The 21,511-nt window shown below is 39.0% G+C and carries 20 protein-coding genes; 5 read left to right on the top strand and 15 right to left on the bottom strand.

Going from position 1 to position 21,511, the window contains the following annotated elements; genetic code table 11:
• Positions 1 to 78 precede the first annotated feature (78 nt).
• From B3E00_RS19070 to B3E00_RS19055, 4 genes are all read left to right on the top strand, one after another.
• Positions 79 to 1,035 (top strand): homoserine kinase, encoded by a 957-nt coding sequence (locus B3E00_RS19070; RefSeq protein WP_293882015.1) that lies wholly within the window; start codon positions 79 to 81, stop codon positions 1,033 to 1,035.
• 132 nt (positions 1,036 to 1,167) lie between these two features.
• On the top strand, positions 1,168 to 2,475 hold the full coding sequence (gene thrC, locus B3E00_RS19065; RefSeq protein WP_293939705.1) for a threonine synthase: 1,308 nt from the start codon (positions 1,168 to 1,170) through the stop codon (positions 2,473 to 2,475).
• Between the two features lie 163 nt (positions 2,476 to 2,638).
• Positions 2,639 to 3,826: a class I SAM-dependent rRNA methyltransferase gene (locus B3E00_RS19060; RefSeq protein WP_293939703.1), complete on the top strand. Its 1,188-nt coding sequence runs from the start codon at positions 2,639 to 2,641 to the stop codon at positions 3,824 to 3,826.
• Positions 3,827 to 3,892: 66 nt separating this feature from the next.
• Positions 3,893 to 5,089 (top strand): MFS transporter, encoded by a 1,197-nt coding sequence (locus tag B3E00_RS19055; RefSeq protein WP_293939702.1) that lies wholly within the window; start codon positions 3,893 to 3,895, stop codon positions 5,087 to 5,089.
• 80 nt (positions 5,090 to 5,169) lie between these two features.
• Here B3E00_RS19055 and B3E00_RS19050 read toward each other — a convergent pair whose 3' ends face one another.
• From B3E00_RS19050 to B3E00_RS19000, 11 genes are all read right to left on the bottom strand, one after another.
• A complete protein-coding gene (locus B3E00_RS19050; RefSeq protein WP_293881927.1) occupies positions 5,170 to 5,931 on the bottom strand; it encodes an SGNH/GDSL hydrolase family protein in 762 nt (253 codons plus the stop codon).
• A 52-nt stretch (positions 5,932 to 5,983) separates the two neighbouring features.
• Entirely contained in the window at positions 5,984 to 7,171 is a 1,188-nt protein-coding gene (locus tag B3E00_RS19045) for an aspartate aminotransferase family protein (RefSeq protein WP_293939700.1), read from the bottom strand.
• A 61-nt stretch (positions 7,172 to 7,232) separates the two neighbouring features.
• On the bottom strand, positions 7,233 to 7,652 hold the full coding sequence (locus B3E00_RS19040; protein ID WP_293939699.1) for a hypothetical protein: 420 nt from the start codon (positions 7,650 to 7,652) through the stop codon (positions 7,233 to 7,235).
• Positions 7,652 to 8,605 (bottom strand): hypothetical protein, encoded by a 954-nt coding sequence (locus tag B3E00_RS19035; RefSeq protein WP_293939697.1) that lies wholly within the window; start codon positions 8,603 to 8,605, stop codon positions 7,652 to 7,654. Before B3E00_RS19035 ends, B3E00_RS19040 begins: the two co-directional genes overlap by 1 nt.
• Before the next feature lie 33 nt (positions 8,606 to 8,638).
• Positions 8,639 to 9,184, bottom strand: coding sequence for an RNA polymerase sigma factor (locus tag B3E00_RS19030; RefSeq protein ID WP_209581501.1), 546 nt, complete (start codon positions 9,182 to 9,184; stop codon positions 8,639 to 8,641).
• Positions 9,185 to 9,205: 21 nt separating this feature from the next.
• A complete protein-coding gene (locus B3E00_RS19025) occupies positions 9,206 to 10,159 on the bottom strand; it encodes a transketolase family protein (RefSeq protein WP_293881937.1) in 954 nt (317 codons plus the stop codon).
• Position 10,160: 1 nt separating this feature from the next.
• Positions 10,161 to 11,009 (bottom strand): transketolase, encoded by an 849-nt coding sequence (locus tag B3E00_RS19020; protein ID WP_293888839.1) that lies wholly within the window; start codon positions 11,007 to 11,009, stop codon positions 10,161 to 10,163.
• A gap of 283 nt (positions 11,010 to 11,292) precedes the next feature.
• Positions 11,293 to 11,847: a NifU family protein gene (locus B3E00_RS19015; protein ID WP_209581510.1), complete on the bottom strand. Its 555-nt coding sequence runs from the start codon at positions 11,845 to 11,847 to the stop codon at positions 11,293 to 11,295.
• A 74-nt stretch (positions 11,848 to 11,921) separates the two neighbouring features.
• Positions 11,922 to 13,271: an adenylosuccinate lyase gene (purB, locus tag B3E00_RS19010; RefSeq protein WP_293939695.1), complete on the bottom strand. Its 1,350-nt coding sequence runs from the start codon at positions 13,269 to 13,271 to the stop codon at positions 11,922 to 11,924.
• Positions 13,272 to 13,399: 128 nt separating this feature from the next.
• Positions 13,400 to 13,603: a hypothetical protein gene (locus B3E00_RS19005; protein WP_293939694.1), complete on the bottom strand. Its 204-nt coding sequence runs from the start codon at positions 13,601 to 13,603 to the stop codon at positions 13,400 to 13,402.
• A gap of 145 nt (positions 13,604 to 13,748) precedes the next feature.
• Complete coding sequence (locus B3E00_RS19000; protein ID WP_209581520.1) at positions 13,749 to 13,973, bottom strand: hypothetical protein; 225 nt, start codon at positions 13,971 to 13,973, stop codon at positions 13,749 to 13,751.
• Positions 13,974 to 14,327: 354 nt separating this feature from the next.
• On the opposite strand from B3E00_RS19000, the gene B3E00_RS18995 reads away from it, so the two are divergent.
• Entirely contained in the window at positions 14,328 to 15,677 is a 1,350-nt protein-coding gene (locus B3E00_RS18995; RefSeq protein ID WP_293939692.1) for an acyl-CoA dehydrogenase family protein, read from the top strand.
• Between the two features lie 106 nt (positions 15,678 to 15,783).
• On the opposite strand, the gene B3E00_RS18990 is transcribed toward B3E00_RS18995, so the two are convergent.
• The 4 genes from B3E00_RS18990 to B3E00_RS18975 form a co-directional block, all read right to left on the bottom strand.
• Positions 15,784 to 16,569 carry an META domain-containing protein gene (locus tag B3E00_RS18990; protein ID WP_293939690.1) on the bottom strand — a complete coding sequence of 262 codons (786 nt, stop codon included), beginning with the start codon at positions 16,567 to 16,569 and terminating at the stop codon, positions 15,784 to 15,786.
• A 121-nt stretch (positions 16,570 to 16,690) separates the two neighbouring features.
• Positions 16,691 to 18,514, bottom strand: a complete 1,824-nt coding sequence (gene yidC, locus B3E00_RS18985) for a membrane protein insertase YidC (RefSeq protein ID WP_293939688.1) — start codon at positions 18,512 to 18,514, stop codon at positions 16,691 to 16,693.
• A gap of 39 nt (positions 18,515 to 18,553) precedes the next feature.
• Positions 18,554 to 20,164: a CTP synthase gene (locus B3E00_RS18980; protein ID WP_293939686.1), complete on the bottom strand. Its 1,611-nt coding sequence runs from the start codon at positions 20,162 to 20,164 to the stop codon at positions 18,554 to 18,556.
• Between the two features lie 123 nt (positions 20,165 to 20,287).
• Complete coding sequence (locus B3E00_RS18975) at positions 20,288 to 21,373, bottom strand: carbohydrate-binding family 9-like protein (RefSeq protein ID WP_293939684.1); 1,086 nt, start codon at positions 21,371 to 21,373, stop codon at positions 20,288 to 20,290.
• Positions 21,374 to 21,511 lie beyond the last annotated feature (138 nt).

The following is a 21,511-nucleotide window of genomic DNA, read 5'->3' as shown; positions in this document are numbered from 1 at the left end:
AAGGAAAATAACAATTACATGATGGCTAATAATTTAAATGTAGAGTATCTGAAAGATAAGATTGTAAATTTAGACAGCATGCTGTCCGAAGTTCGTGTCTTTGCACCTGCAACTGTCGCCAATATGATCTGTGGTTTTGACATACTGGGCTTTGCGGTTGAGGCGCCAGGCGACGAGGTGGTCATGCGGCGCACTACACAACCCGGGGTAACTATTCGTAAAATAACAGGCGACGATGGAAGATTGCCCCTTGATCCAGGTAAAAATACCGTTTCTGCCTGCGTTCAGTATTTATTACAGGCTCTGAATATTTCTTCAAAGGTCGGTGTGGAAATTGAATTACATAAACATATGCCTATCGGATCGGGTTTAGGTTCTAGCGCAGCCAGCACCGTGGCAGGGCTTTTTGCCATCAATGCCATGCTGGGTAACCCCTTGACAAAAGAAGAATTATTGCCATTCTGTGTCGAAGGCGAGCGCTTGGCCTGTGGTACGGGACATGCTGATAATGTGGCACCAGCACTCTATGGAGGCATAACGCTAATTCGGGGAAATGAACCTTTGGATGTGATTTCCATTCCTTCGCCTAAAGAACTCGTTGCTGCAGTCGTTTTTCCACAGGTCGATGTTCCCACACGCGACGCTAGACAACTTATTAAAGATAAAGTACTATTAAAAGACGCTGTCACCCAGTGGGGTAATATCGCGGGATTGGTAGCTGCTTTGTTCAAAGAAGATTATGATCTCCTTGCGCGAAGCATGAAAGACGTTCTTATCGAACCGACGCGAGCTATTTTAATCCCTCAATTTTATGAAATGAAAGAGATTGCTCTAAAACACGGTGCCTTAAGTTTCGGTATTTCTGGCTCTGGACCATCAGTTGTGGCAATAACACGAGACGAGAAAATAGCAGAGGATATCGCAGACAAAATTCAAACTCATCTCAAAGAAAATGAAATTGATAGTTTTGGATACGTTTCCCGTGTCAATGTAGAAGGCCCCCGAATATTAGATCAAAAGTTATTTACAGCATAGCGGTCTATCAAATCTAAGGTTAATTCATATTTACCTCTTAAAAAGATAACAAAGTGAAATATCCATGTGAAAATATCAGTTCAAATTAAAACGGGATGTTTCATATGGCCTTAAAAAAAAAGAATATTACATATGAAATTTTATAGCACAAATAATAAAACATTAGAAGTTTCCTTTAAAGATGCGGTCTTCAATTCGCTACCAGCAGACAAAGGGTTGTATATGCCGGAAGCGATCCCTCAATTGGATCCATTATTTATTAAGAATATTCAGCAGCATTCTTTACAGGAGATTGCATTTGAAGTCGCTTACACGCTCTTGAGGGATGATATTCCCAAAGAAGATTTAAAACAAATCGTGAACGACGCGATTAACTTTGATGCTCCCGTAAAATTCTTGACCGACAGCACAGCTGTGCTCGAACTTTTCCATGGACCTTCTTACGCCTTTAAGGATTTTGGTGCCCGGTTTATGAGCAGAGTGATGGGTTATTTTTCGAAGACGGATGATAAATTACTGGATGTGCTTGTTGCAACATCTGGCGATACTGGTGGAGCTGTTGCCTTGGGATTTTTGGGTGTTGAGGGAACGCGTGTAACCATCTTATACCCCAAAGGTAAAGTGTCCGAGGTTCAGGAATTACAATTGACTACGAATGGACAAAACATTCGTGCTATTGAAGTGGAAGGTACATTTGACGATTGCCAGGCATTAGTGAAACAGGCTTTCAATGATTCCGAACTGAATGCCGTCTTACGGTTGACTTCAGCTAATTCAATTAATATAGCACGATTGATCCCGCAGACATTCTATTACTTTTATGCGTATGCGCAATTAAAGTCGCAAGGAATCAATGAGGTCGTATTTACAGTACCGAGTGGTAATTTTGGTAATATTGGGGCAGGCCTATTAGCTTATAAGATGGGGCTACCTGTCAAACATTTTGTTGCGGCAACAAATGTAAATGATACCGTACCTAGATTTCTTTCATCAGGCAAATATGAACCGCTGCCTTCAGTACAAACATTGAGCAATGCAATGGATGTCGGAAACCCGAGCAACTGGGTTCGTATACTGGATATCTTTGGAGGAGATGTGGACGAATTAAAAAGTATGTTATCTTCTTATACTTTTACAGACGAAGAAACAGAAAGAGGAATGCAGAAGTTATTTGAAGAATCGAACTATATCGCCTGTCCACATACAGCAATCGCATGGCTTGGCGCTCGTGCCTATGCAAATGAGTATCCTGGTCACTATGCTTCGGTTTTCTTATCTACTGCTCATCCCTGCAAATTCCCTGATGCAATCGCTGTAGATGTGTTTGAAAAGATAGTTCTGCCTAAAGGAGCAGAAGCTTTGCAAGGAAAGGAAAAGTTAGCTGAACCTTTAAAAGTCGATTTTGAAGCATTCAAAAAATATCTAATCAACCATAATTAAATGCTGGGGGCTCCTTTCGGAGCCCTTTTTGCTTTCATTCACAAATAGCGGTTCTTTTACACGGAAGGAATAATTTAAAAAAAGTATGACGTGTTGAGAAAGAGCGAGGTTTTATCCAGAAAGTTTCGTCATGATGTCGAATTAATACGTTAATTTTGCAGTAATGAAATCAGTTTATTTGAATAAGGGTAAGGATAAAGCTGCGTGGCAATTGCATCCTTGGGTATTTTCTGGAGCAATTAAATCATTGTCCGATAAAATTGAGGATGGCGAAGTTGTTGGTGTTTACAATGCTGAACGTGAATTTATTGCCTATGGGCTATTTCACAATAGCTCGCGCGTGGCCATTCGTTTGTTAGAATGGAATCCTCAAGTGCCGATTGATGCAGCGTGGTGGCGTTCACGCGTCCAAAAGGCTGTTTCGGCACGACAGCACCTATTACAGAAAGACGTGACGAATACTGTTCGTCTAATCTTTGCTGAAGCAGATTTTCTTCCTGGACTTATTGCAGATAAATATGCAGATTTTATATCTATTCAGGTTCACGCAGTTGGACTTGAAAAAGTTAAATCAATTATTATCGACGAATTGAATGCTTTGCTACAGCCAAAAGGAATTTATGAACGTAGCGATCTGAAATCCCGTGAACATGAGGGACTACCCGACACCAATGGGCTTTTGTATGGAGAACTTCCACCAGAATTTGTTGACGTTGTCGAAAATGGTATCCATTATAAGGTGAACATTATTGATGGACAAAAATCTGGATTCTATTGCGACCAACGAGAAAACCGTCAGCTGACAGCTAACTACGTTTCTAATAAGCGAGTCCTGGATTGTTTTTGCTATTCTGGTGGCTTTACATTGAATAGTCTGAAAAACGGGGCATCAGAAGTCATTTCCGTAGATAGCTCTGCGCTGGCTATTGAAACCCTAGAAAAGAATATTGTTGAAAATGGATTTGAACCCAGTCGACATAAAGCAATATTGGCGGATGTAAACAAGCAATTACGCAAATTCATCGATGCGGGTGAAAAATTTGATATGATAGTCTTAGACCCGCCTAAGTATGCACCATCACGATCAGCCTTGGAAAGAGCATCTCGAGCTTACAAAGATCTGAACCGCCGTGGATTGATGTTGTTAAATAGTGGTGGTTTGTTAGCAACCTTTTCTTGTTCAGGCGCGATGGATATGGATACCTTCAAACAAGTGCTTGCTTGGGCAGCGTTGGATGCAGGTAAGGAAATTCAGTTTATCAGACAGTTTCATCAACCTGAGGACCATCCTGTGCGGGCCTCTTTTCCCGAAGGAGAATATCTGAAAGGATTGTTGGTCCGCGTGTTATAATTTATTACATGAAGATAATTTGGGTTGGTTTGCGAAAACCAACCTTTTTAATTTTTGAACAACGTCATGATACAAGAAAAATCGAGTAGACCTATCTTTTCTATTTTATTTGCCGTAAGCATGGTGCACCTTTTGAATGACATGATTCAGGGAGTGATACCAGCGACATATCCCTTGCTCAAAGAAGAACATCATCTGAGCTTTTCGCAGGTTGGAATGATCACAATGGTTTATCAGATAGCAGCATCAATATTCCAGCCTGTTGTGGGCTCATTTACAGACAAATATCCTGTTCCATATTCGCAGATTATCGGAATGTCTTTTTCTCTCCTTGGTATGCTTTTATTTTCAAAAGCAAACAGTTATGAATGGATCTTATGTTCAGTTTTTCTCGTTGGGGTTGGATCTTCAATTTTTCATCCCGAATCGTCTCGCGTCGCTTACATGGCGTCAGGTGGAAGAAGGAGTATGGCACAATCTATTTTTCAGATCGGCGGAAATGCGGGGACAGCTATGGCCCCAATTATTGTCGCTTTTTTGATTTTACCGAGAGGGCAGCAGGCAATCGCATGGATGTGCCTATTCACAATCATTGGCCAATTTATATCTTATTATATCGGAAGTTGGTATAAAGAAAGGCTTCGAAATACAGCTAAATCTACCAAGCGAGCGATACGCGTGCCAGATTTACCCAATGGGCGGATCGTCATGACTGTGATTATCCTCCTATTGTTGATCGTATCAAAATATTTCTATATCGCCAGTATCACAAATTACTTTCAGTTTTATACCATTAAAAAATTTGGGATTAGTGAAGTAGAAGCCCAGGTTTATCTCTTTTATTTTCTTATTGCAGTTGCTGTCGGAACCCTATTAGGAGGAGCATTCGGCGATCGATTTGGCCGAAAATATGTTATCTGGTTTTCTGTATTTGGTGTTGCACCATTTGCATTGGCTTTACCCTATGTAGGACTTACCATGACGGGGATATTGATCGTCATGATCGGATTAATTTTATCATCAGCTTTTCCAGCGATTATTGTTTATGCACAGGAGCTATTGCCGAAAAAACTAGGCATGGTTTCCGGTTTATTTTACGGCTTTGCATTTGGAATGGGCGGAATAGGATCAGCTGTGCTAGGCTGGCAGGCAGATCACACTTCTATCGAGTTTATTTATCACTTATGTTCTTATCTTCCTTTGATCGGTATTGTAGCTTATTTTCTTCCCGATCTACAAAAAACGCAATACAAAGAGATTTAAACTTGAAAATAAACAATAGCAATTGTGTCGTCTGTTAAAAATAGCGAGCGAATATCCAGTACGATATCCGCTCGCTATTTTTATTTAATGCATTCCATCCAGGCGGATGCCATCATCTGTGCCCCAGCAAGTGTGGGGTGAACTCCATCTGCCGCCCAGTAGGCACCAGGAGCATTCTTTTGAGCATTATCAAATATTTTTTGATAGGGAATTAAGATTCCCCCAAATTCTTTTGCTATTTCACGGGCAGATTCTTGATAAGCCAAGAACTTTGGATACCAAGCATCAGTAATATGGCCCACCCCTTTGACCGCAAAGGGTTCTCCAATGATCAGTTTGACATTGGGAAGCTTTTGTAGCGTCTCCTGCAATAATTGTTGATATTGGGATTTATATTCATCAACTGTAGTTTGTGCGCCCCGATCAATCGTGCGCCAAAAGTCGTTTACACCAATCAAAATGCTTAATACTGTTGGTTTAATGGCCAATGTATCTTCCTGCCAACGCTTCTGTAGGTCCGGTACACGGTTGCCACTGATACCTGTATTATAAACTTTGAGGTTCTTTGCTGGATATTTATTTAAAAGTTGACTAGCGGCCAATAAAGCGTAACCGTGACCCAGCGCACCAGTGTCATTGGCATTTCTGTTATTCCTATCCCGACCCACATCTGTAATGGAGTCGCCCTGGAATAAAATAATGTCGTCGTTATTTAAACTTATTTTTGAGGCACTGGATGTTGATTCATGGGCGAAAACTTCGTTTCCTAGTAAACTGGCGCCACTCAAAAGACCGGTGCCAATGATACTTTTCTTGATAAATGATCTGCGGTTCGTATTCATTATTAGGTTTTTGTTTATTATGAGGATTTATTATGCTTAAAGTTACATACTTTTAAGCATACTTTTCCAAACCTTTTATAAGGATATTACACGCTTTTTCGATTTCAAGTTCTGTAATCGTCAATGGCGGAGCTACACGCAGGGCTGTTTCACAATGCAGATACCAATCAATCATTACCCCATTCTCAGCACAGTACCTGCTCACATTGTAAACCTGATCAAAAGAGTGCAATTGAAGACACATCATAAGACCTAATCCGCGAATTTCTTTGATCGCAGGATGTTTGAGCTTTTCTTTGAATAAAAGAGCTTTTCTTTCTACCTGCTCAACTAAATTTTCTGTTTTGATGACTGCTAACGAAGCCAGAGCTGCTGCACAACTCACAGGATGGCCACCAAAAGTCGTGATGTGCCCAAGCATAGGATTATCTTTAATAACATCCATAACTTCCTTTGCTGCAATAAAAGCCCCCAAGGGCATACCGCCGCCTATACCTTTGGCGAGCATCAAGATATCGGGAACAATACCAAAGTGTTCAAAAGCGAAAAGACGGCCTGTCCGGCCGAAGCCAGTTTGGATCTCATCAAAGATGAGTAAGGTACCAGTTTCATCACAGCGTCTTCTGACGGCTTGCATGTAAGCGATGTCTGGCACCCGAACACCAGCTTCCCCCTGAATAGCTTCGAGTATAACTGCAGCAGTTTGTTCGGTAATCTTTGTTAGGTCTTCCAGCTCATTAAACTCGATAAAATCTATTTCGGGTAGGAGAGGAGCATACGCTTTACGATACTCGTCGTTTCCGATCAGACTGAGTGCACCCTGTGTGCTGCCATGATAGGCTTTTTTTGCAGCTATAATCTGCCTACGGCCAGTATATTTCTTTGCTATTTTCATGGAACCCTCTACCGCTTCAGTTCCGCTGTTAGTGAAGTAAACAGATTGAAAATGAGCAGGGAGCTCTGCGAGTAATTCTGTTGCAAACTGCACTTGAGGAACCTGCACAAATTCACCATAAACGGTGACATGTAAGTATTTATCCAATTGTGATTTTATGGCCTCTAACACTTTTGGATGACGATGGCCTATATTGCTGACATTAAACCCGGAGACTAAATCCATATATTCTTCTCCATTGGGGCCATAAAGGTAAACACCTTCAGCCTTTACCACTTCAACCAATCTAGGAGAGCTAGATGTTTGAGCAGTATTCATTAAAAATAATTCTCTGTTGCTTACCATGATATTACAAATGTCCGAAAATAAAAAAGAAGTCTTTAAGACTTCTTTTCTATTTTTAAGATTATTTTCTTCTATTCTGCAGGGATTTGTAAAGATGTTCCCTAAATTCTTGCTCAACTTCGAAAAATTGCGATGCTCGCGCGTTGCCAATCACTTTGGCAAATTTAGCCCGGTATTCCTTTTTGATCTCCACTTCTTTCGCATCGTACTGTAATATATCTCTCGAACCATTTCTAAAGCTGTTTTTAGGAGCACCATTTAACTTTTCTTTTCTGATATCCCAAAGTGTTTGACTATACTCATTATAGAGTGGGAAGAATTGCTGAGCCTCTCTTGGCGTCAAATCTAGTTCTTTAGTAATGTAAGCTATTTTTTCATTTTCTATAGCTTGAAATCGATTTTTGTCTTGTGCAAAGCTCAAGGCAATAGAAAATATACTAAAGAACAATGTTATCCATATGTATTTTTTCTTGAACATCATTATAAGGTATAATTTAGATAATCTTCTATTTCTTGTTTAGATAAATTGCTGCCAAATCCATTAGTAGGGAGATTAGCTTCATCAGTATATTGGGACATATATATCATATCATCACCAGACGCTGACGCTGCAAGGTAATTGATGATTTCTTGCTTAGGAATTTCAGATAAATGCTGGCTCAGTTGCTCCTCTGTGATCCCATCTGCAGCAACAACATTTTGTTGTAGATATTGATAGCCCCAGTACCCCCCCATACTCAACATGGCCGCAAAAGATGCAGCGACAGCGTAACGAGCATACCATTTTTTTGGCTTGCCTATGCGATGGATAGGTGTAACATCTTTTTCAACCTCCTGTACAGCGTTAATAATTCGATCTGACAGATTCTCAAAATAATGTTGGGGTACATCAAAATTGGTAGTACCAACAGTTTCTTTTAATTTTTCTTCAGCAATACGCGATAAAATAGTCAATTCTAAGGTTTTCTCATAGTCAATTGGCGTCAAAAATCCATCTGTAAGAACTGTATCCTTCAATTCGTGTTCAGCTATACGTGAAAAAATAGAATTTTCAAGGACGTGGTCGTAATCATGAGGCAGTGTAAAACCATCAGATGAAACTTTTTCTTTTAATGCGTCTTCTGAAATTTGGCTGAGAATAGATCCTGAAAGCTCAGAACTATAATTTTCAGGAATTTCGAAACCGTCCACTATGACTTGACTTTTTAAATTATCTTCCGCGATTTTACACACAATGACATCATAGAGATTGTCAAAATACCCTTCTGGAACCTCAAAGACGGTGTCTTTGCTTTCAACCAATTTGACTTGCGTAATTATTTTTGATTCTAGATCATTGAAATAATTTTCCGGTAAGTCAAATGGATTTTTACGCAACGATGCTGGAAGATTGTTAGGCTCCAGCCCATCATGATATGTGCCATTTTCCTTCATAGTATCTGTTAGAGCCTAATTTAGCCAAAAGGTTTAATCATTGTTGTTAAAAAAAGCCTCAATTTTTTTGACGGCTAAATGATATGAAGCTTTAAGCGCCCCAACACTCGTTCCGAGTACTTCTGAAATCTCGTCATATTTCATGTCTTCAAAATATTTCATATTGAAAACCAATTTCTGTTTCTCCGGCAAGGTCAACAGTGCCTGTTGTAATTTCATTTGAGCCTTGTCGCCGCTAAAGTAATTGCCATCAGCAAGTGTTTCTGCCAAATAAGCAGTCGTGTCGTCATCCAACGACACGTTCTGCTTTTGTTTTTTCTTATTTAAGAAGGTGATACATTCATTCGTTGCAATGCGATAAAGCCAAGTATATAGTTGCGAGTCTTCTCGGAAGTTTCCAAGATTCTTCCATACTTTCACAAAGATATCCTGCACAACATCGTCCGCATCGTCATGATCGATGACCATTCTTCGCACATGCCAATAAATCTTCTGTTGATATTTCTTCAACAATAAACGGAAAGCTTCTTCTCGCGTACTTTCTTCAGCGAACTTTGCTATAATTAAAGCGTCATCCATATATTGACCTGCGTAGTATTGTTATTTTCTTTTGATTACTTTTTGAGCCGCTGCAACAATAGCTGCTGCATTCAAACCATATTTCTCCATCAACTGAGCAGGAGTACCTGATTCCCCAAAACTATCATTGACAGCAACATACTCTTGCGGAGTAGGTAACTCTCTTGTTAATACCTGAGCCACGCTATCACCTAAACCACCAAGACGATTATGCTCTTCTGCCGTTACCACACATTTCGTTTTGGCAACAGATTTCAAAATAGCCTCCTCATCCAAAGGTTTGATTGTATGGATATTGATAATCTCGGCGTTAATACCTAATTCTGCCAATTTTTCCCCAGCTTGTATAGCTTCCCACACTAAGTGACCCGTAGCAATAATGGAAACATCTGTTCCTTCATTTAATAACACCGCCTTACCAATAACAAATTCTTGATCAGCAGGGGTAAAGTTAGGAACAACAGGACGGCCAAAACGCAAATAAACTGGACCTTCATATTTAGCTACTGCAATAGTAGCCGCTTTTGTTTGATTAAAATCGCAAGGATTGATCACCGTCATTCCTGGTAGCATTTTCATCAAACCAATATCTTCTAAGATTTGGTGAGTTGCACCATCTTCACCCAATGTCAAACCCGCGTGCGATGCAGCAATTTTTACATTTTTGTCAGAGTATGCAATCGATTGGCGAATTTGATCGTAAACACGGCCAGTAGAGAAATTCGCGAACGTACCCGTGAATGGGATTTTACCGCCGATAGTCAACCCGGCTGCAATACCCATCATATTTGCTTCCGCAATACCGATTTGGAAAAAGCGCTCTGGAAACTCTTTAATAAAATCGTTCATTTTTAACGAACCGATCAAATCAGCACATAATGCAACCACATTTTCATCTTGCTTTCCCGCTTCCAATAAGCCCGCTCCGAATCCTGAACGTGTATCTTTTGACTCTGTATAAGTATATTTTTTCATTCTAGTAATCTCCTAAAGTTTCTGTAAGCTGATTCAACGCCGACGCCAATTGTTCGTCACTTGGAGCAACACCATGCCATTTGTGAGAGCCCATCATAAAATCAACACCACTGCCCATTTCGGTATGCATTAGGATGATGACAGGTTTACCCTTTCCTGTACGTGACTTGGCTTCTGCCAAACCAGCTACCACAGCGTTCATATCATTGCCTTTCGCAATTTCCATCACATCCCAGCCGAACGCTTCCCATTTTGCACGAAGATCACCAAGAGATAATACTTGATCCGTAGATCCGTCAATTTGCGCTTTGTTGTAGTCAACAGTAGCGATCAGATTGTCTATTTTGTTGTGTGGTGCATACATTGCAGCTTCCCAAACTTGGCCCTCCTGCAATTCACCATCACCCATTAATACATAAACTAGATTATTGTCTTTATTCAATTTTTTTGCCTGTGCGGCACCAATTGCAACAGATAATCCTTGGCCCAAAGATCCCGAAGCAATACGAATGCCCGGAAGGCCCTCGTGTGTTGTAGGGTGACCCTGAAGTCTGGAATTGATTTTTCTGAACGTTGCTAATTCGCTCACTTCAAAATATCCCGCATGTGCCAATGTACTATAAAATACAGGAGAGATGTGTCCATTTGACAGGAAGAATAGATCTTCTCCTTTTCCATCCATGTCAAAGGAAGGATTGCGTTTCATTGCATTGAAATAAAGCGCCACAAAGTAATCTGTACAACCTAACGAACCACCTGGGTGTCCTGATTGACAAGCGTGTACCATACGTACGATATCACGTCTTACCTGTGATGCAATTTGTTCTAGTTTGATAATATCTGCACTCATTTTTTTTGTTGGTTTCACAATTGGTCGTAAAGTTAACTATTTTTAAGCTAGATGCTTGTTAAAAAATGAATTTATATTGACTTATGCCCGAATATCAAGCCGCTTCAGAAGAAGGTTCGCAGGATAGCAATCAAAAAATGCTAGTGAAACCGAGGAGTTTTGCCTACCTGACTAGTACTTTGATACGCTGGATATTTTCAGACCTTTTACATTACCGGACATAAAAAAAGGATTCAGCACTACTAATTGCCGAATCCTTTTTATTATAAATGTGAAGCTAAGATTACATGGCTTCAGCAACAACTTCAGTCACTTCCGGAACCATGCGCTTCAACAATCCTTCAATGCCTGCTTTTAAAGTAATTGTCGATGATGGACAACCACTACAAGAACCCTTTAGTTCAACCGTTACCACACCTTCATTAAATGATTTATAATGTATGGCACCCCCATCCTGTTCAACAGCAGGTCGTACATAATCGTGTAAAACTTGTTGTATCTTTACTTCAGTTTCGGTGCCCTCAAAATTCACTTCTGTGTCGTGGTGTACCGTTTTTACAGCAAGTTCAGACTCTACAGCCCCTTTTACAAAATCTTTCAACAAAGCTTCGATGTCTTCCCATTCCGCATCTTCCGTTTTGGTGATAGTTACGAAGTTACTCGCGAAAAATACGCCATTTACAAAATTAAATTTGAACAATTCAAGTGCAAACGGTGAATCTTGTGCTGCTTCTTTATTTGGAAAATCCACACTACCGTTGATCAATAACTTATTGACCAAGAATTTCATGGTAGAAGGGTTGGGTGTAGATTCTGTATATACGTTAATCGTAGCCATGTATTATCTATTTTTTTATTCCAAGCAAATATATATCAAAAGGAGCTTTATTAAGGTCATTTATAAGTAAAAGCTTATAAAGTGACACCCGTGTAGTTAGCAGGACTGATCGCTTTGAGTTCTGCTTTGACTTTATCGGAAACATGTAGCTGATCGACAAACGCTGCGATTGTCTCTTTCGTTACCCGCGTGTTTGTACGTGTAAGATCTTTCAGCGCTTCGTACGGTTTTGGATAGCCTTCTCTTCTTAATATGGTTTGTAATGCTTCGGCAACTACAGCCCAGTTATTTTCAAGGTCATCAGCCAATGCCTGTTCGTTTAAAATCAATTTACGTAAACCTCTTAATGTCGATTTAACGGCAATTAGCGTGTGCGCAAATGGAACACCAATATTACGTAAAACCGTCGAATCTGTTAAATCACGCTGAAGACGTGAAATCGGTAATTTAGCGGAGAGATGCTCGAAAATAGCATTTGCAATGCCCAAATTTCCTTCTGCATTTTCAAAGTCAATTGGATTGACCTTATGGGGCATAGCGGATGAACCGATCTGTCCGGCAGTGATTTTTTGTTTAAAATAATCCATCGAAATATAAGTCCAGATATCGCGGCATAAATCGATTAGGATATTGTTTATGCGTTTTAAAGCATCACAGCTTGCCGCAAAGTTATCGTAATGTTCAATTTGCGTTGTGGTTTGAGAACGGTCTAAACCCAAGATATTGTTGACAAAATTATTTCCAAAATTGATCCAATTGGTTTCCGGATAAGCAACCTGATGCGCATTGAAATTACCTGTTGCACCACCAAATTTGGCGGAATATGGAACTTGATTGAGTAGTTGTAACTGTCGCTCTATTCGTTCGATAAAAACATAGAACTCTTTGCCCAATCGAGTTGGAGACGCAGGCTGTCCATGTGTACGGGCCAACATCGGAATGCCCGACCATGACGTCGCTAATGATTTTAATTCATGAAGCAGCTCGTCAATCGCTGGCGAGTAACTTTTTTTAATGGCTTCTTTCCAAGAAAGCGGAATAGCTGTATTATTGATATCTTGCGATGTTAAACCAAAATGAATGAATTCAAGGTAGTCCTGTAGCCCTAATTTTTCAAATTGATCTTTTAGAAAATATTCAACCGCTTTAACATCATGGTTCGTAACTTTCTCTGTGTCTTTGATCCAAATGGCATCTTCCTCGGAAAAATTTCTATAAATATCACGCAATTTCTCATTTAGACTTTTGTCAAATTGTTGCAATTGGGCAATACCTGATTCACATAATGCAATAAAATATTCCACTTCCACGCGTACGCGATATTTTATTAAAGCAAATTCAGAAAAAAATGCTGAAAGTTCATGAGTGTTATTGTAATAGCGTCCGTCGATAGGAGTAACTGCTGTTAAAGATGATAAAGCCATAGATTGAATGATTTTTTGGCAAAGGTAAAAAAATGCTTGGAGCTTAGCAATTTAATTGGCGCAGATATAAAAAAAGCCTCCTTGGTGAAGGAAGCTTTTTTATAAGGTCTAAATTATATTTCAGAAAATTAGTGAGCAGCTTTAGTTGAATCAACTTTAGCCTCAGCTGAATCTACAGCAGTTTTTGCTGAATCCAATTGTGTGTTAGCTGAATCTAAAGCAACATTAGCTGAATCAGTAGCAGCGTCAGTTGTTTTACCAGTTTCACCACATGATGCGAAAGCTAATGTTAAAGCTAAACCTAAGAAACCGAATTTGAATGCGTTTTTCATTTTATTAAAATTAAATATTTTTAAATCTTGTTATTTAGGGGTTAATACCGATAAATTAAAAAGGTAACCCCAGATTTTTCTCTTTTTGAAAAAAGAAAGACCTTTTGTTAAAAAAGGCCTTCCAAAAGCTTTATTCAGTCCTAAATTATTTTTTAGTAGCAGCTGAATCAACTTTAGCAGCAGCAGAATCAACTTTAACAGCAGCTGAATCTACGTGGTTAGCAGCTGAATCCAAAGTGTTAGCAGCTGAATCAACTAAAGCAGAAGCTGAATCTGCAGCACCTTCAGATTTTTTCTCTGAATTGTTACAAGATGCGAAAGCTACAGTTAAAGCTAAACCTAAGAAACCGAATTTTAATGCGTTTTTCATTTTCTAATTTTCTAATTTAAATTGAAATAATTTTCTTTTTCATCTGTTAATACACGTAACTAAAAAAGGTAACCCAAAAAATATATTTTTTTTAAAAATTTATATAAAAGTTTGTTTATCAAAGTTTTATTTTTTTTAGCAAGACGTGTATCTTAGGCTTTCGACTGCGCTATCCTTTAGCGTTACAAGGGTTAAGTAAGGCAATCGCTAGGTGGATCTTGTCTATTTGTTGTGCATAAGTTGTGTGCCGCCTCTAACTCGACAAATGTATCGGTCCAACTGTTATTAAATAGCAAACAATTTTCGGTTATTTTTCTTATTTTGAGAAGTACGCACTTTAAAAAAAATACACATATGTTTGATAAAGTTAAGAATATAATGGATTTGGCAAAATCGATAGACTTTGCCAAATTGGAAGAAATAGCAAAAAAAGTGGATTTGGGAGCAGTTATGGATGCTGTATCAAAAATGGATGATAAACAGCTGCATGGTTTAATGAAAATGCTGAATTCCGGAAAGGAAAAGCGAGAATTGCCTCCTATTAATGGTGATTTCTATGCGATGGACAGTAAATTAAACGATACAGACCGCGCTTTACAATTGAAGGTGAGAGAATTTATGGAGACCGAAGTCAAACCAATAGTTAATAAATATTGGTTGAGAGATGAATTTCCTTTTGAAATCGTACCCAAACTGGCGGCTTTAAATATTTGTGGATATACATACAATGGGTATGGATGTATGGGCGGAAGTTCTTTGATGGAAGGAATTATAGCGGCTGAGATAGCACGTGTGGATGCTTCTGTAGCAACATTCTTTGGCGTACAGAGTGGTTTGGCAATGGGGTCAATCTATCTTTGCGGATCTGAAGAACAAAAGCAAGAGTGGTTGCCCAAGATGCAACAGATGCAGGTGATAGGTGCTTTTGGATTAACAGAACCTGAAGTGGGCTCGGGGGCTGCAGGCGGATTGACGACAACTTGTAAAAAAACAACCGATGGTTGGGTTTTGAATGGTCAGAAAAAATGGATCGGAAATTCTACTTTTTCCGATATTACAATTATATGGGCTAGGGATCTCGATGATGGAGAAGTCAAAGGTTTTATTGTAAGGAAGGATAACCCGGGTTTTTCTGTCGAAAAGATCAAGGATAAGATGGCGTTGCGTATTGTGCAGAATGGCCTCATTACTTTAAATCATTGTATCATTCCTGAAAGTGACCGTTTACAAAAGGCAGATTCCTTTAAAGATACAGGTAAGGTTCTTCAGATGACGCGGGCCGGGGTCGCCTGGATGGCTGTGGGCTGTGCTAGAGGAGCCTATGAAAATGCATTGGATTATACCCGAAAAAGGAAACAGTTTGGTAAGCCAATCGCCTCTTTTCAGCTTATTCAGAATCACCTGGTTGAAATGTTATCCAATTTGACCGCTATGCAAACGCTAGTCTTTAGGCTATCTGAACTTCAGGATAAAGGTGAGCTAAGAGATGAACATGCTTCGCTGGCAAAAGTGTTTTGTTCTTTGCGTACGAGAGATATTGTTTCCAAAGCCCGTGAAGTCATGGGGGGCAATGGCATTTTGTTAGAGTATAATGTCGCGCGATTTCTGGCGGATGCAGAAGCAATTTATTCCTATGAGGGTACAAAGGAGATTAATTCCCTCATTGTTGGTCGAAGTATAACTGGATTTAGTGCTTTCGTGTAGCTGCTTTCCGGCTAACTTTTCGTTTCTTGATGTCGAGAATTACTAAAAAGGACTTTGTTAAACAACAAAGCCCTTTTTAGCTGAATTAAACGCAAACTGAACTTGACTATTTGCGTTTAAACCGCATAATGGCGATATCGCCCATGATAAATGTTAGGGTATTCTCGCTGATACTGTACGTGTTCACCTTTTCTAAGGTAGAGAAAAAAGTTGCTTCGCCATTCCCTTCGCAAGCCATTTTTGTTGACATAATGGGGCCGAAATTAATACTATTTCCATTGGTTTTGAACGTCATATTATAGTTGTTACAGCTACTATTGCCATTTACCTTTCCGCTGACCGCGTCAAATATCATTGTTGGTTTACGGTCGGGATATAGACCCTCGAAAGCAATGCGTGCGCCCGATATATAATCAAGCTCCCAAGTTCCAGAAAGTTGCTGCTTATCGTCCTGGATCAACTTAAATTTTGCCAATGGAGCCATTTTAGCTTTGTTCAGGCTAAGAATACCATTGTTGACAGTGTAATTGTCTGCAGCGATCAAGTTTTTTGACAGCGCTTGTTCGATAGACATATCCGGACAGGCCATCATAGTTGACATTCCCTGAGCAAATTTAATTTTTCCATTTTTGGATAGTATTAAATCTCCTCCGATGCCATTGCAGCCCCCACTTGCACTGTAGCGTTTTTCCTCCAGTTGCAGATAGGGCATTTTACCATTGATTTGATCCGCTACGGCCTGCCCATTGATTTCAATTAATTGCCACTTTTTTCCAACGACAGTTGATGTCGAACTGTTTTCACTTTGATCAGTCGACTTCTTGTTGACGACAGAACAACTACCAAGACCAATACTTAAGATGGCCAATATTGCGATGTTTTTAAAGTTCATATTTTAAATTTTAACCTATTAACATCCCTTTTAACGTTTGGTTTGGCAAAGTGCTACAAAAGTTTACAAACAAATAAGGCTTCCAATCTGGAAGCCTTATTTATCAATCGAATAAATGTTACTATTTATTTTTATTTTGTTGTGCCTGCTGTTGAGCACGCATCATTTCTTCCATTTTAGCCTGGAAGCTTGATTTTTTTTCTGCTTTTGGATTCTTTTTGTTCTCCTCCAATTTAGCTAATATTTTCTCATCATTCACCATGGTGCGGATTACCAATTGCGTCAAGAATGTAAATAAAGCACTCAAGAAGTAATAGTAGTTCAAACCAGCCGGGAAGCTGTTCAACACAAAGAAGAAAATCAACGGCATGATATAGCCCATGTATTTCATCTGACCTGTAGCGCCGGATGTAGCATTGTTATACCAAGTGGTCAACAACGTTGTTAACGTCATCAGGATACACATCAAAGAAATGTGGTTAAACGATCCAAAGATGGGAGCAAATGTGAATAACGTATCATAGGTTGACATGTCCTTCATAAACAAGAAACTCTGTCCTCTCAATTCAAACAAATTTGGGAAGAAATAGAAGAATGCAATTGTAAAAGGCATTTGTAATACGAGGGGAAGGCATCCACCAAGAGGATTGACACCGACCTGTTTGTACAATTTCATTTGCTCCTGTTGCATCAACATTTGGTTGTCTTCGCCGACTTTTGCTTTGATCTCGTCCAGCTGCGGTTTTAATACGCGCATTTTGGCCATAGAAACATAGGATTTGTAGGTCATTGGCGAAAGGATCAATTTCAACATCAGCGTCAATAAGAGTATCACGATACCGTAGCTCATATGGAAACCATCCAGGAAGTTGAATACCGGTACCGTAATCCATTGGTTGATCCAACGCATAGGGCCCCAGCCCATATTGATGATCGATTGATAATCATTACCCTCCGCTTTCAGCACATTGTATTGGTTCGGGCCAAAGAAGAAGTTCAACGAATAGCTATTGTCCTTATGGTTATCAAATGCTAATTCCGCGTTCGTATTGTAAAACTTGATGACATCCGTTTCAGTCGCATGTTTTACATCCACTTTAGCATTCACAAAACCATCTTTCGCGTTCAAGATACTAGAAAAGTAATGTTGCTTAAAAGCAATCCATTCCACTTTTTTCTCCAATGCTTCGTCAGCGTCTTTTGATTCTGAAAGATGATCTACCTTATTGTCTTCTTTATAGTAAAGGGTAGATTTTTGTCTTTCAGACTCTATATTTTGTTCCTTTTGTCTTAACGTGGTATTCCAGTTAAGGGTCAACGTTTTTTGACTTTGTGGAACTAAATTATGTATCCCTTTTGTATGGATGTCCAGCGCTACATTATAACCTTTGCCGGCAATAGAGTATATATATTCAATGTATTGGTCGGCATTGTAATTTAGTCTGAATTTTACCGATTGTTTTCCTTCACCAGAAACTTGGATATCCGAAGATTCTGTATTGAAGTACAAATCGTTTGTTGCCACGTTTTGACCCGCTGCATTAAACAGAAAACCAAATTTATTGTCCTCACCTTCAAAAAGCATCAACGGTTTTCCATTGAAATTCTTTTCACCTTTTAGTTCGACAGATTTAACTTTACCGCCTTTCGTGCTGATCTTGGCAATGATTTTTTCATTTTCAATCGTGATGACTTTCTCGGTTCCAAATTTCGTGGCACCAAAAGGCTTTTTCAGTTCCGCCGAATCAGCAATCACTGCTGTTTGTGCTGTTTTGGCTTTCGCGGTAGAGTCACTTTCAGCAGGAAGTCCTTTTTCTGTACGCGCTTTAGCCTCTTGTCGCGCTTGTTCTTGTTTGATTTCTGATTCTGAAGGCTTCATCAGGTAAAATGAACCAGTGATGATAGCAAACATCAGGACCAAACCAATTAGGGTATTTCTATCCATTTTTAATAATTAAACTTAATTAATTGTATCCTTCTATTACTACTTTGATTTCTTGTTGGCCAAAGCAGCGGCTACAAAGCTAACAAAAAGTGGGTGAGGATTTGCAACTGTTGACTTTAATTCTGGATGAAATTGTCCGGCAACGAAAAATGGATGGTTTTTCAGTTCCACAATTTCTACCAATCCAGTCTCTGGATTGAAGCCTGAAGCAATCATTCCGGCCGCTTCATATTGCTTCAAATAGTCGTTGTTAAATTCATAACGGTGACGGTGTCTTTCAGAAATTTTTGTTTTGCCATAGATTGCAAAGGCTTTAGTTCCTTTTTTAATTTCACAATCGTAAGCGCCCAAACGCATGGTACCACCCATATTGGTGATGTTTTTTTGCTCCTCCATCAGATTGATAACCGGATTAGTCGTGTTGGCATCCATCTCAAAACTGTTGGCATCTTTCAGTCCCAATACGTTTCTTCCGAATTCAATTACTGAACATTGCATACCTAAACAGATCCCAAAGAAAGGAATATTATTTTCACGAACATATTGGATAGCATTTAACTTACCATCCAAACCGCGTTCACCGAATCCCGGAGCAACCAACACGCCGTCCATTCCTTTTAGCTTTTCAGCAACATTTTCTTTTGTAACACTTTCGGCAGCAATGTAACTCACTTTTACCTTACACTCATTTGTAGCACCTGCATGGATAAATCCTTCAGTAATGGATTTATACGCATCTGGAAGTTCAACATATTTCCCAATCAATGCAATATTAATTTCATTTGTCGGGTTTTTAAGCTTACCTAAAAAGTTTTTCCAGTTTTCCAGATCAGGCTCATTTTTGTTGGAAAGTTTCAGTTTTGTTAATGCCGTTTTATCCAAGTTCTCCTTCAGCATCAGTAAAGGCACATCATAAATTGTAGAAGCATCGATGGATTCGACTACTGCATTGATATTGACATTACAGAATTGTGCTAATTTTTTACGGATTTCCTGAGATAATTTATGTTCTGTACGACAAACAAGAATATCAGGTTGTACCCCATATTCCAATAATGTTTTAACAGAATGTTGAGTAGGTTTTGTTTTCAGCTCGCCAGCAGCAGCCAAATATGGAACCAAAGTCAAATGGATAACCAACGAATTATTGGCTCCCAATTCCCAACGGAGTTGTCTTACTGCTTCCACGAAGGGTAAAGATTCAATATCACCAACAGTTCCTCCTAATTCGGTGATCACAATATCATATTGACCAGACTCTCCCAGCAATTGCATTCTGCGTTTTATCTCATCTGTGATATGCGGAATTACTTGAACGGTTTTTCCTAAATATGCACCTTCACGTTCCTGTTGGATAACGTGTTGATAGATGCGGCCTGTTGTGACATTGTTTGCTTGTGAGGTAGGGACATTCAAGAAACGCTCGTAATGACCCAAGTCAAGGTCAGTTTCGGCACCATCTTCAGTCACATAACATTCACCATGTTCATATGGATTTAATGTTCCTGGATCAATGTTAATGTAAGGGTCAAATTTTTGAATGGTAACTTTATAGCCACGCGCTTGGAGAAGTTTAGCAAGGGAGGCAGCAATAATACCTTTCCCCAACGACGAAGTAACGCCGCCCGTAACAAAAATATATTTAGTCATAACAATTAAAGGATTTTCAATTTTATGTGGCCAAAATGACCAATAATAGTTGCTTTATGTACGGGATACAAAGGTAGCAATTATTATTAAAAATTAGCATTGAAGATTGCTCTAATAATTAAATTAAAAATAAATATTACCCCGGCTATCTATCGTTGTCTTTAATGTAGGCTTTGTTTTTGACTTGATTTCAACACGATAGAAATTATTACTATTTGAAAATATGATGCCATATTTTTTTCGCTCATTCAGAATTTCGGGATATAGTTTGCTCAATTCCAGAACAGACGTCGCATAGCGTTTTTTATCGTTTCTATAAATTTGTTGTAAATAAGAAATATTCCAGGCCATTTTTTCAAGAGATAAGAATTGCTCGTCGATAAATAGCTGATTTGAACTATCGATAAATTTGATATGCCCCCATCGTTCCGGATAGTGCATGTTAACAAGCCCAATAGGAGACCATACCCAGTTCTCCTCGGCAAGATTCTTTCCAGTATTGTCTTTTTTCTTGCTATAAGTTGTTCCCGTATTTTCATAAAGCCATTGAACTCGGGAGAAATTTATCTTCCAGATTTCATTGGCCTTAATCTGATCTCCTTCGCCAAAGTATTTCAGACTCTTAACCGGTATTTTCATTTCCACCGTCCAATATTCATCCTTATCTTTCGGGTTGTTGATTGTGCCTGCATGATAAACGGCGCTTTCAATATCTTTTGTGTCCCAATTTAGATTAGCCCTGCCGCCAAAGCGATACGGTTTAGTCATCAAAAGATCCATGACCGTATTTAAAGCATTTACTTCAATCTCTATATATTCCGGAGATAGTAAATTTGGCTTAAGAAAAACTTCAAAGTCATTGTCGTGATAAATGATGGTGTCCTTTTGTTTTAAATATCCTTTAATATGAGGCTCTTCAAGCTTAGCAAATAAGTATAGGTTTTCTTTGTCCCAAAGCATCTTGACTTTTGTGTCAAATATGGGATGAGGTTTTTGCAATCCCTCAATATCCTTAAATGAATCTGTCCATACGGCTTTAGACCACGAATCTTCATTGTCTTTTCCATCTATAGTAATAACATCAGTTATTGGCTGCACATAGTACACTTGAGGCTGCGGCTGTAGTTGAAGAAATTCATTCATATTCCGCTGTGCGAAAGCAAAGTTCGGATAGATAATAAAAATAAGGATAAAAGCGATAGTTCTCATCGATATATAGTTTAATTATTCGTGCCAAAAATAAAGTGAAGACAATACGGTATTAAAAGTAAGTAAAATGTTTTAGCGCGGCAAAAAGAGGGGACTATTTTAAACAGCAAGATATAATTATCCTAAATTTATTACAGA

The organism is Sphingobacterium sp. UBA5996 (assembly GCF_002429765.1).
In the GTDB taxonomy this organism is placed as follows: domain Bacteria; phylum Bacteroidota; class Bacteroidia; order Sphingobacteriales; family Sphingobacteriaceae; genus Sphingobacterium.
This window is presented reverse-complemented; position numbering and strand designations above follow the sequence as displayed.

Coding starts and splice junctions, on each gene's coding strand:
- B3E00_RS19045 (WP_293939700.1), bottom strand. CDS start 7,171: ATGGTAAGCAACAGAGAATTATTTTTAATGAATACTGCTCAAACATCT.
- B3E00_RS19005 (WP_293939694.1), bottom strand. CDS start 13,603: ATGAAAAACGCATTCAAATTCGGTTTCTTAGGTTTAGCTTTAACATTA.
- B3E00_RS18990 (WP_293939690.1), bottom strand. CDS start 16,569: ATGAACTTTAAAAACATCGCAATATTGGCCATCTTAAGTATTGGTCTT.
- B3E00_RS18975 (WP_293939684.1), bottom strand. CDS start 21,373: ATGAGAACTATCGCTTTTATCCTTATTTTTATTATCTATCCGAACTTT.
- B3E00_RS19025 (WP_293881937.1), bottom strand. CDS start 10,159: ATGAAAAAATATACTTATACAGAGTCAAAAGATACACGTTCAGGATTC.
- B3E00_RS19070 (WP_293882015.1), top strand. CDS start 79: ATGCTGTCCGAAGTTCGTGTCTTTGCACCTGCAACTGTCGCCAATATG.
- yidC (WP_293939688.1), bottom strand. CDS start 18,514: ATGGATAGAAATACCCTAATTGGTTTGGTCCTGATGTTTGCTATCATC.
- B3E00_RS19035 (WP_293939697.1), bottom strand. CDS start 8,605: ATGAAGGAAAATGGCACATATCATGATGGGCTGGAGCCTAACAATCTT.
- B3E00_RS19050 (WP_293881927.1), bottom strand. CDS start 5,931: ATGAATACGAACCGCAGATCATTTATCAAGAAAAGTATCATTGGCACC.
- B3E00_RS18995 (WP_293939692.1), top strand. CDS start 14,328: ATGTTTGATAAAGTTAAGAATATAATGGATTTGGCAAAATCGATAGAC.
- B3E00_RS19030 (WP_209581501.1), bottom strand. CDS start 9,184: ATGGATGACGCTTTAATTATAGCAAAGTTCGCTGAAGAAAGTACGCGA.
- B3E00_RS19015 (WP_209581510.1), bottom strand. CDS start 11,847: ATGGCTACGATTAACGTATATACAGAATCTACACCCAACCCTTCTACC.
- B3E00_RS19040 (WP_293939699.1), bottom strand. CDS start 7,652: ATGATGTTCAAGAAAAAATACATATGGATAACATTGTTCTTTAGTATA.
- thrC (WP_293939705.1), top strand. CDS start 1,168: ATGAAATTTTATAGCACAAATAATAAAACATTAGAAGTTTCCTTTAAA.
- B3E00_RS19060 (WP_293939703.1), top strand. CDS start 2,639: ATGAAATCAGTTTATTTGAATAAGGGTAAGGATAAAGCTGCGTGGCAA.
- purB (WP_293939695.1), bottom strand. CDS start 13,271: ATGGCTTTATCATCTTTAACAGCAGTTACTCCTATCGACGGACGCTAT.
- B3E00_RS19020 (WP_293888839.1), bottom strand. CDS start 11,009: ATGAGTGCAGATATTATCAAACTAGAACAAATTGCATCACAGGTAAGA.
- B3E00_RS18980 (WP_293939686.1), bottom strand. CDS start 20,164: ATGACTAAATATATTTTTGTTACGGGCGGCGTTACTTCGTCGTTGGGG.
- B3E00_RS19055 (WP_293939702.1), top strand. CDS start 3,893: ATGATACAAGAAAAATCGAGTAGACCTATCTTTTCTATTTTATTTGCC.
- B3E00_RS19000 (WP_209581520.1), bottom strand. CDS start 13,973: ATGAAAAACGCATTAAAATTCGGTTTCTTAGGTTTAGCTTTAACTGTA.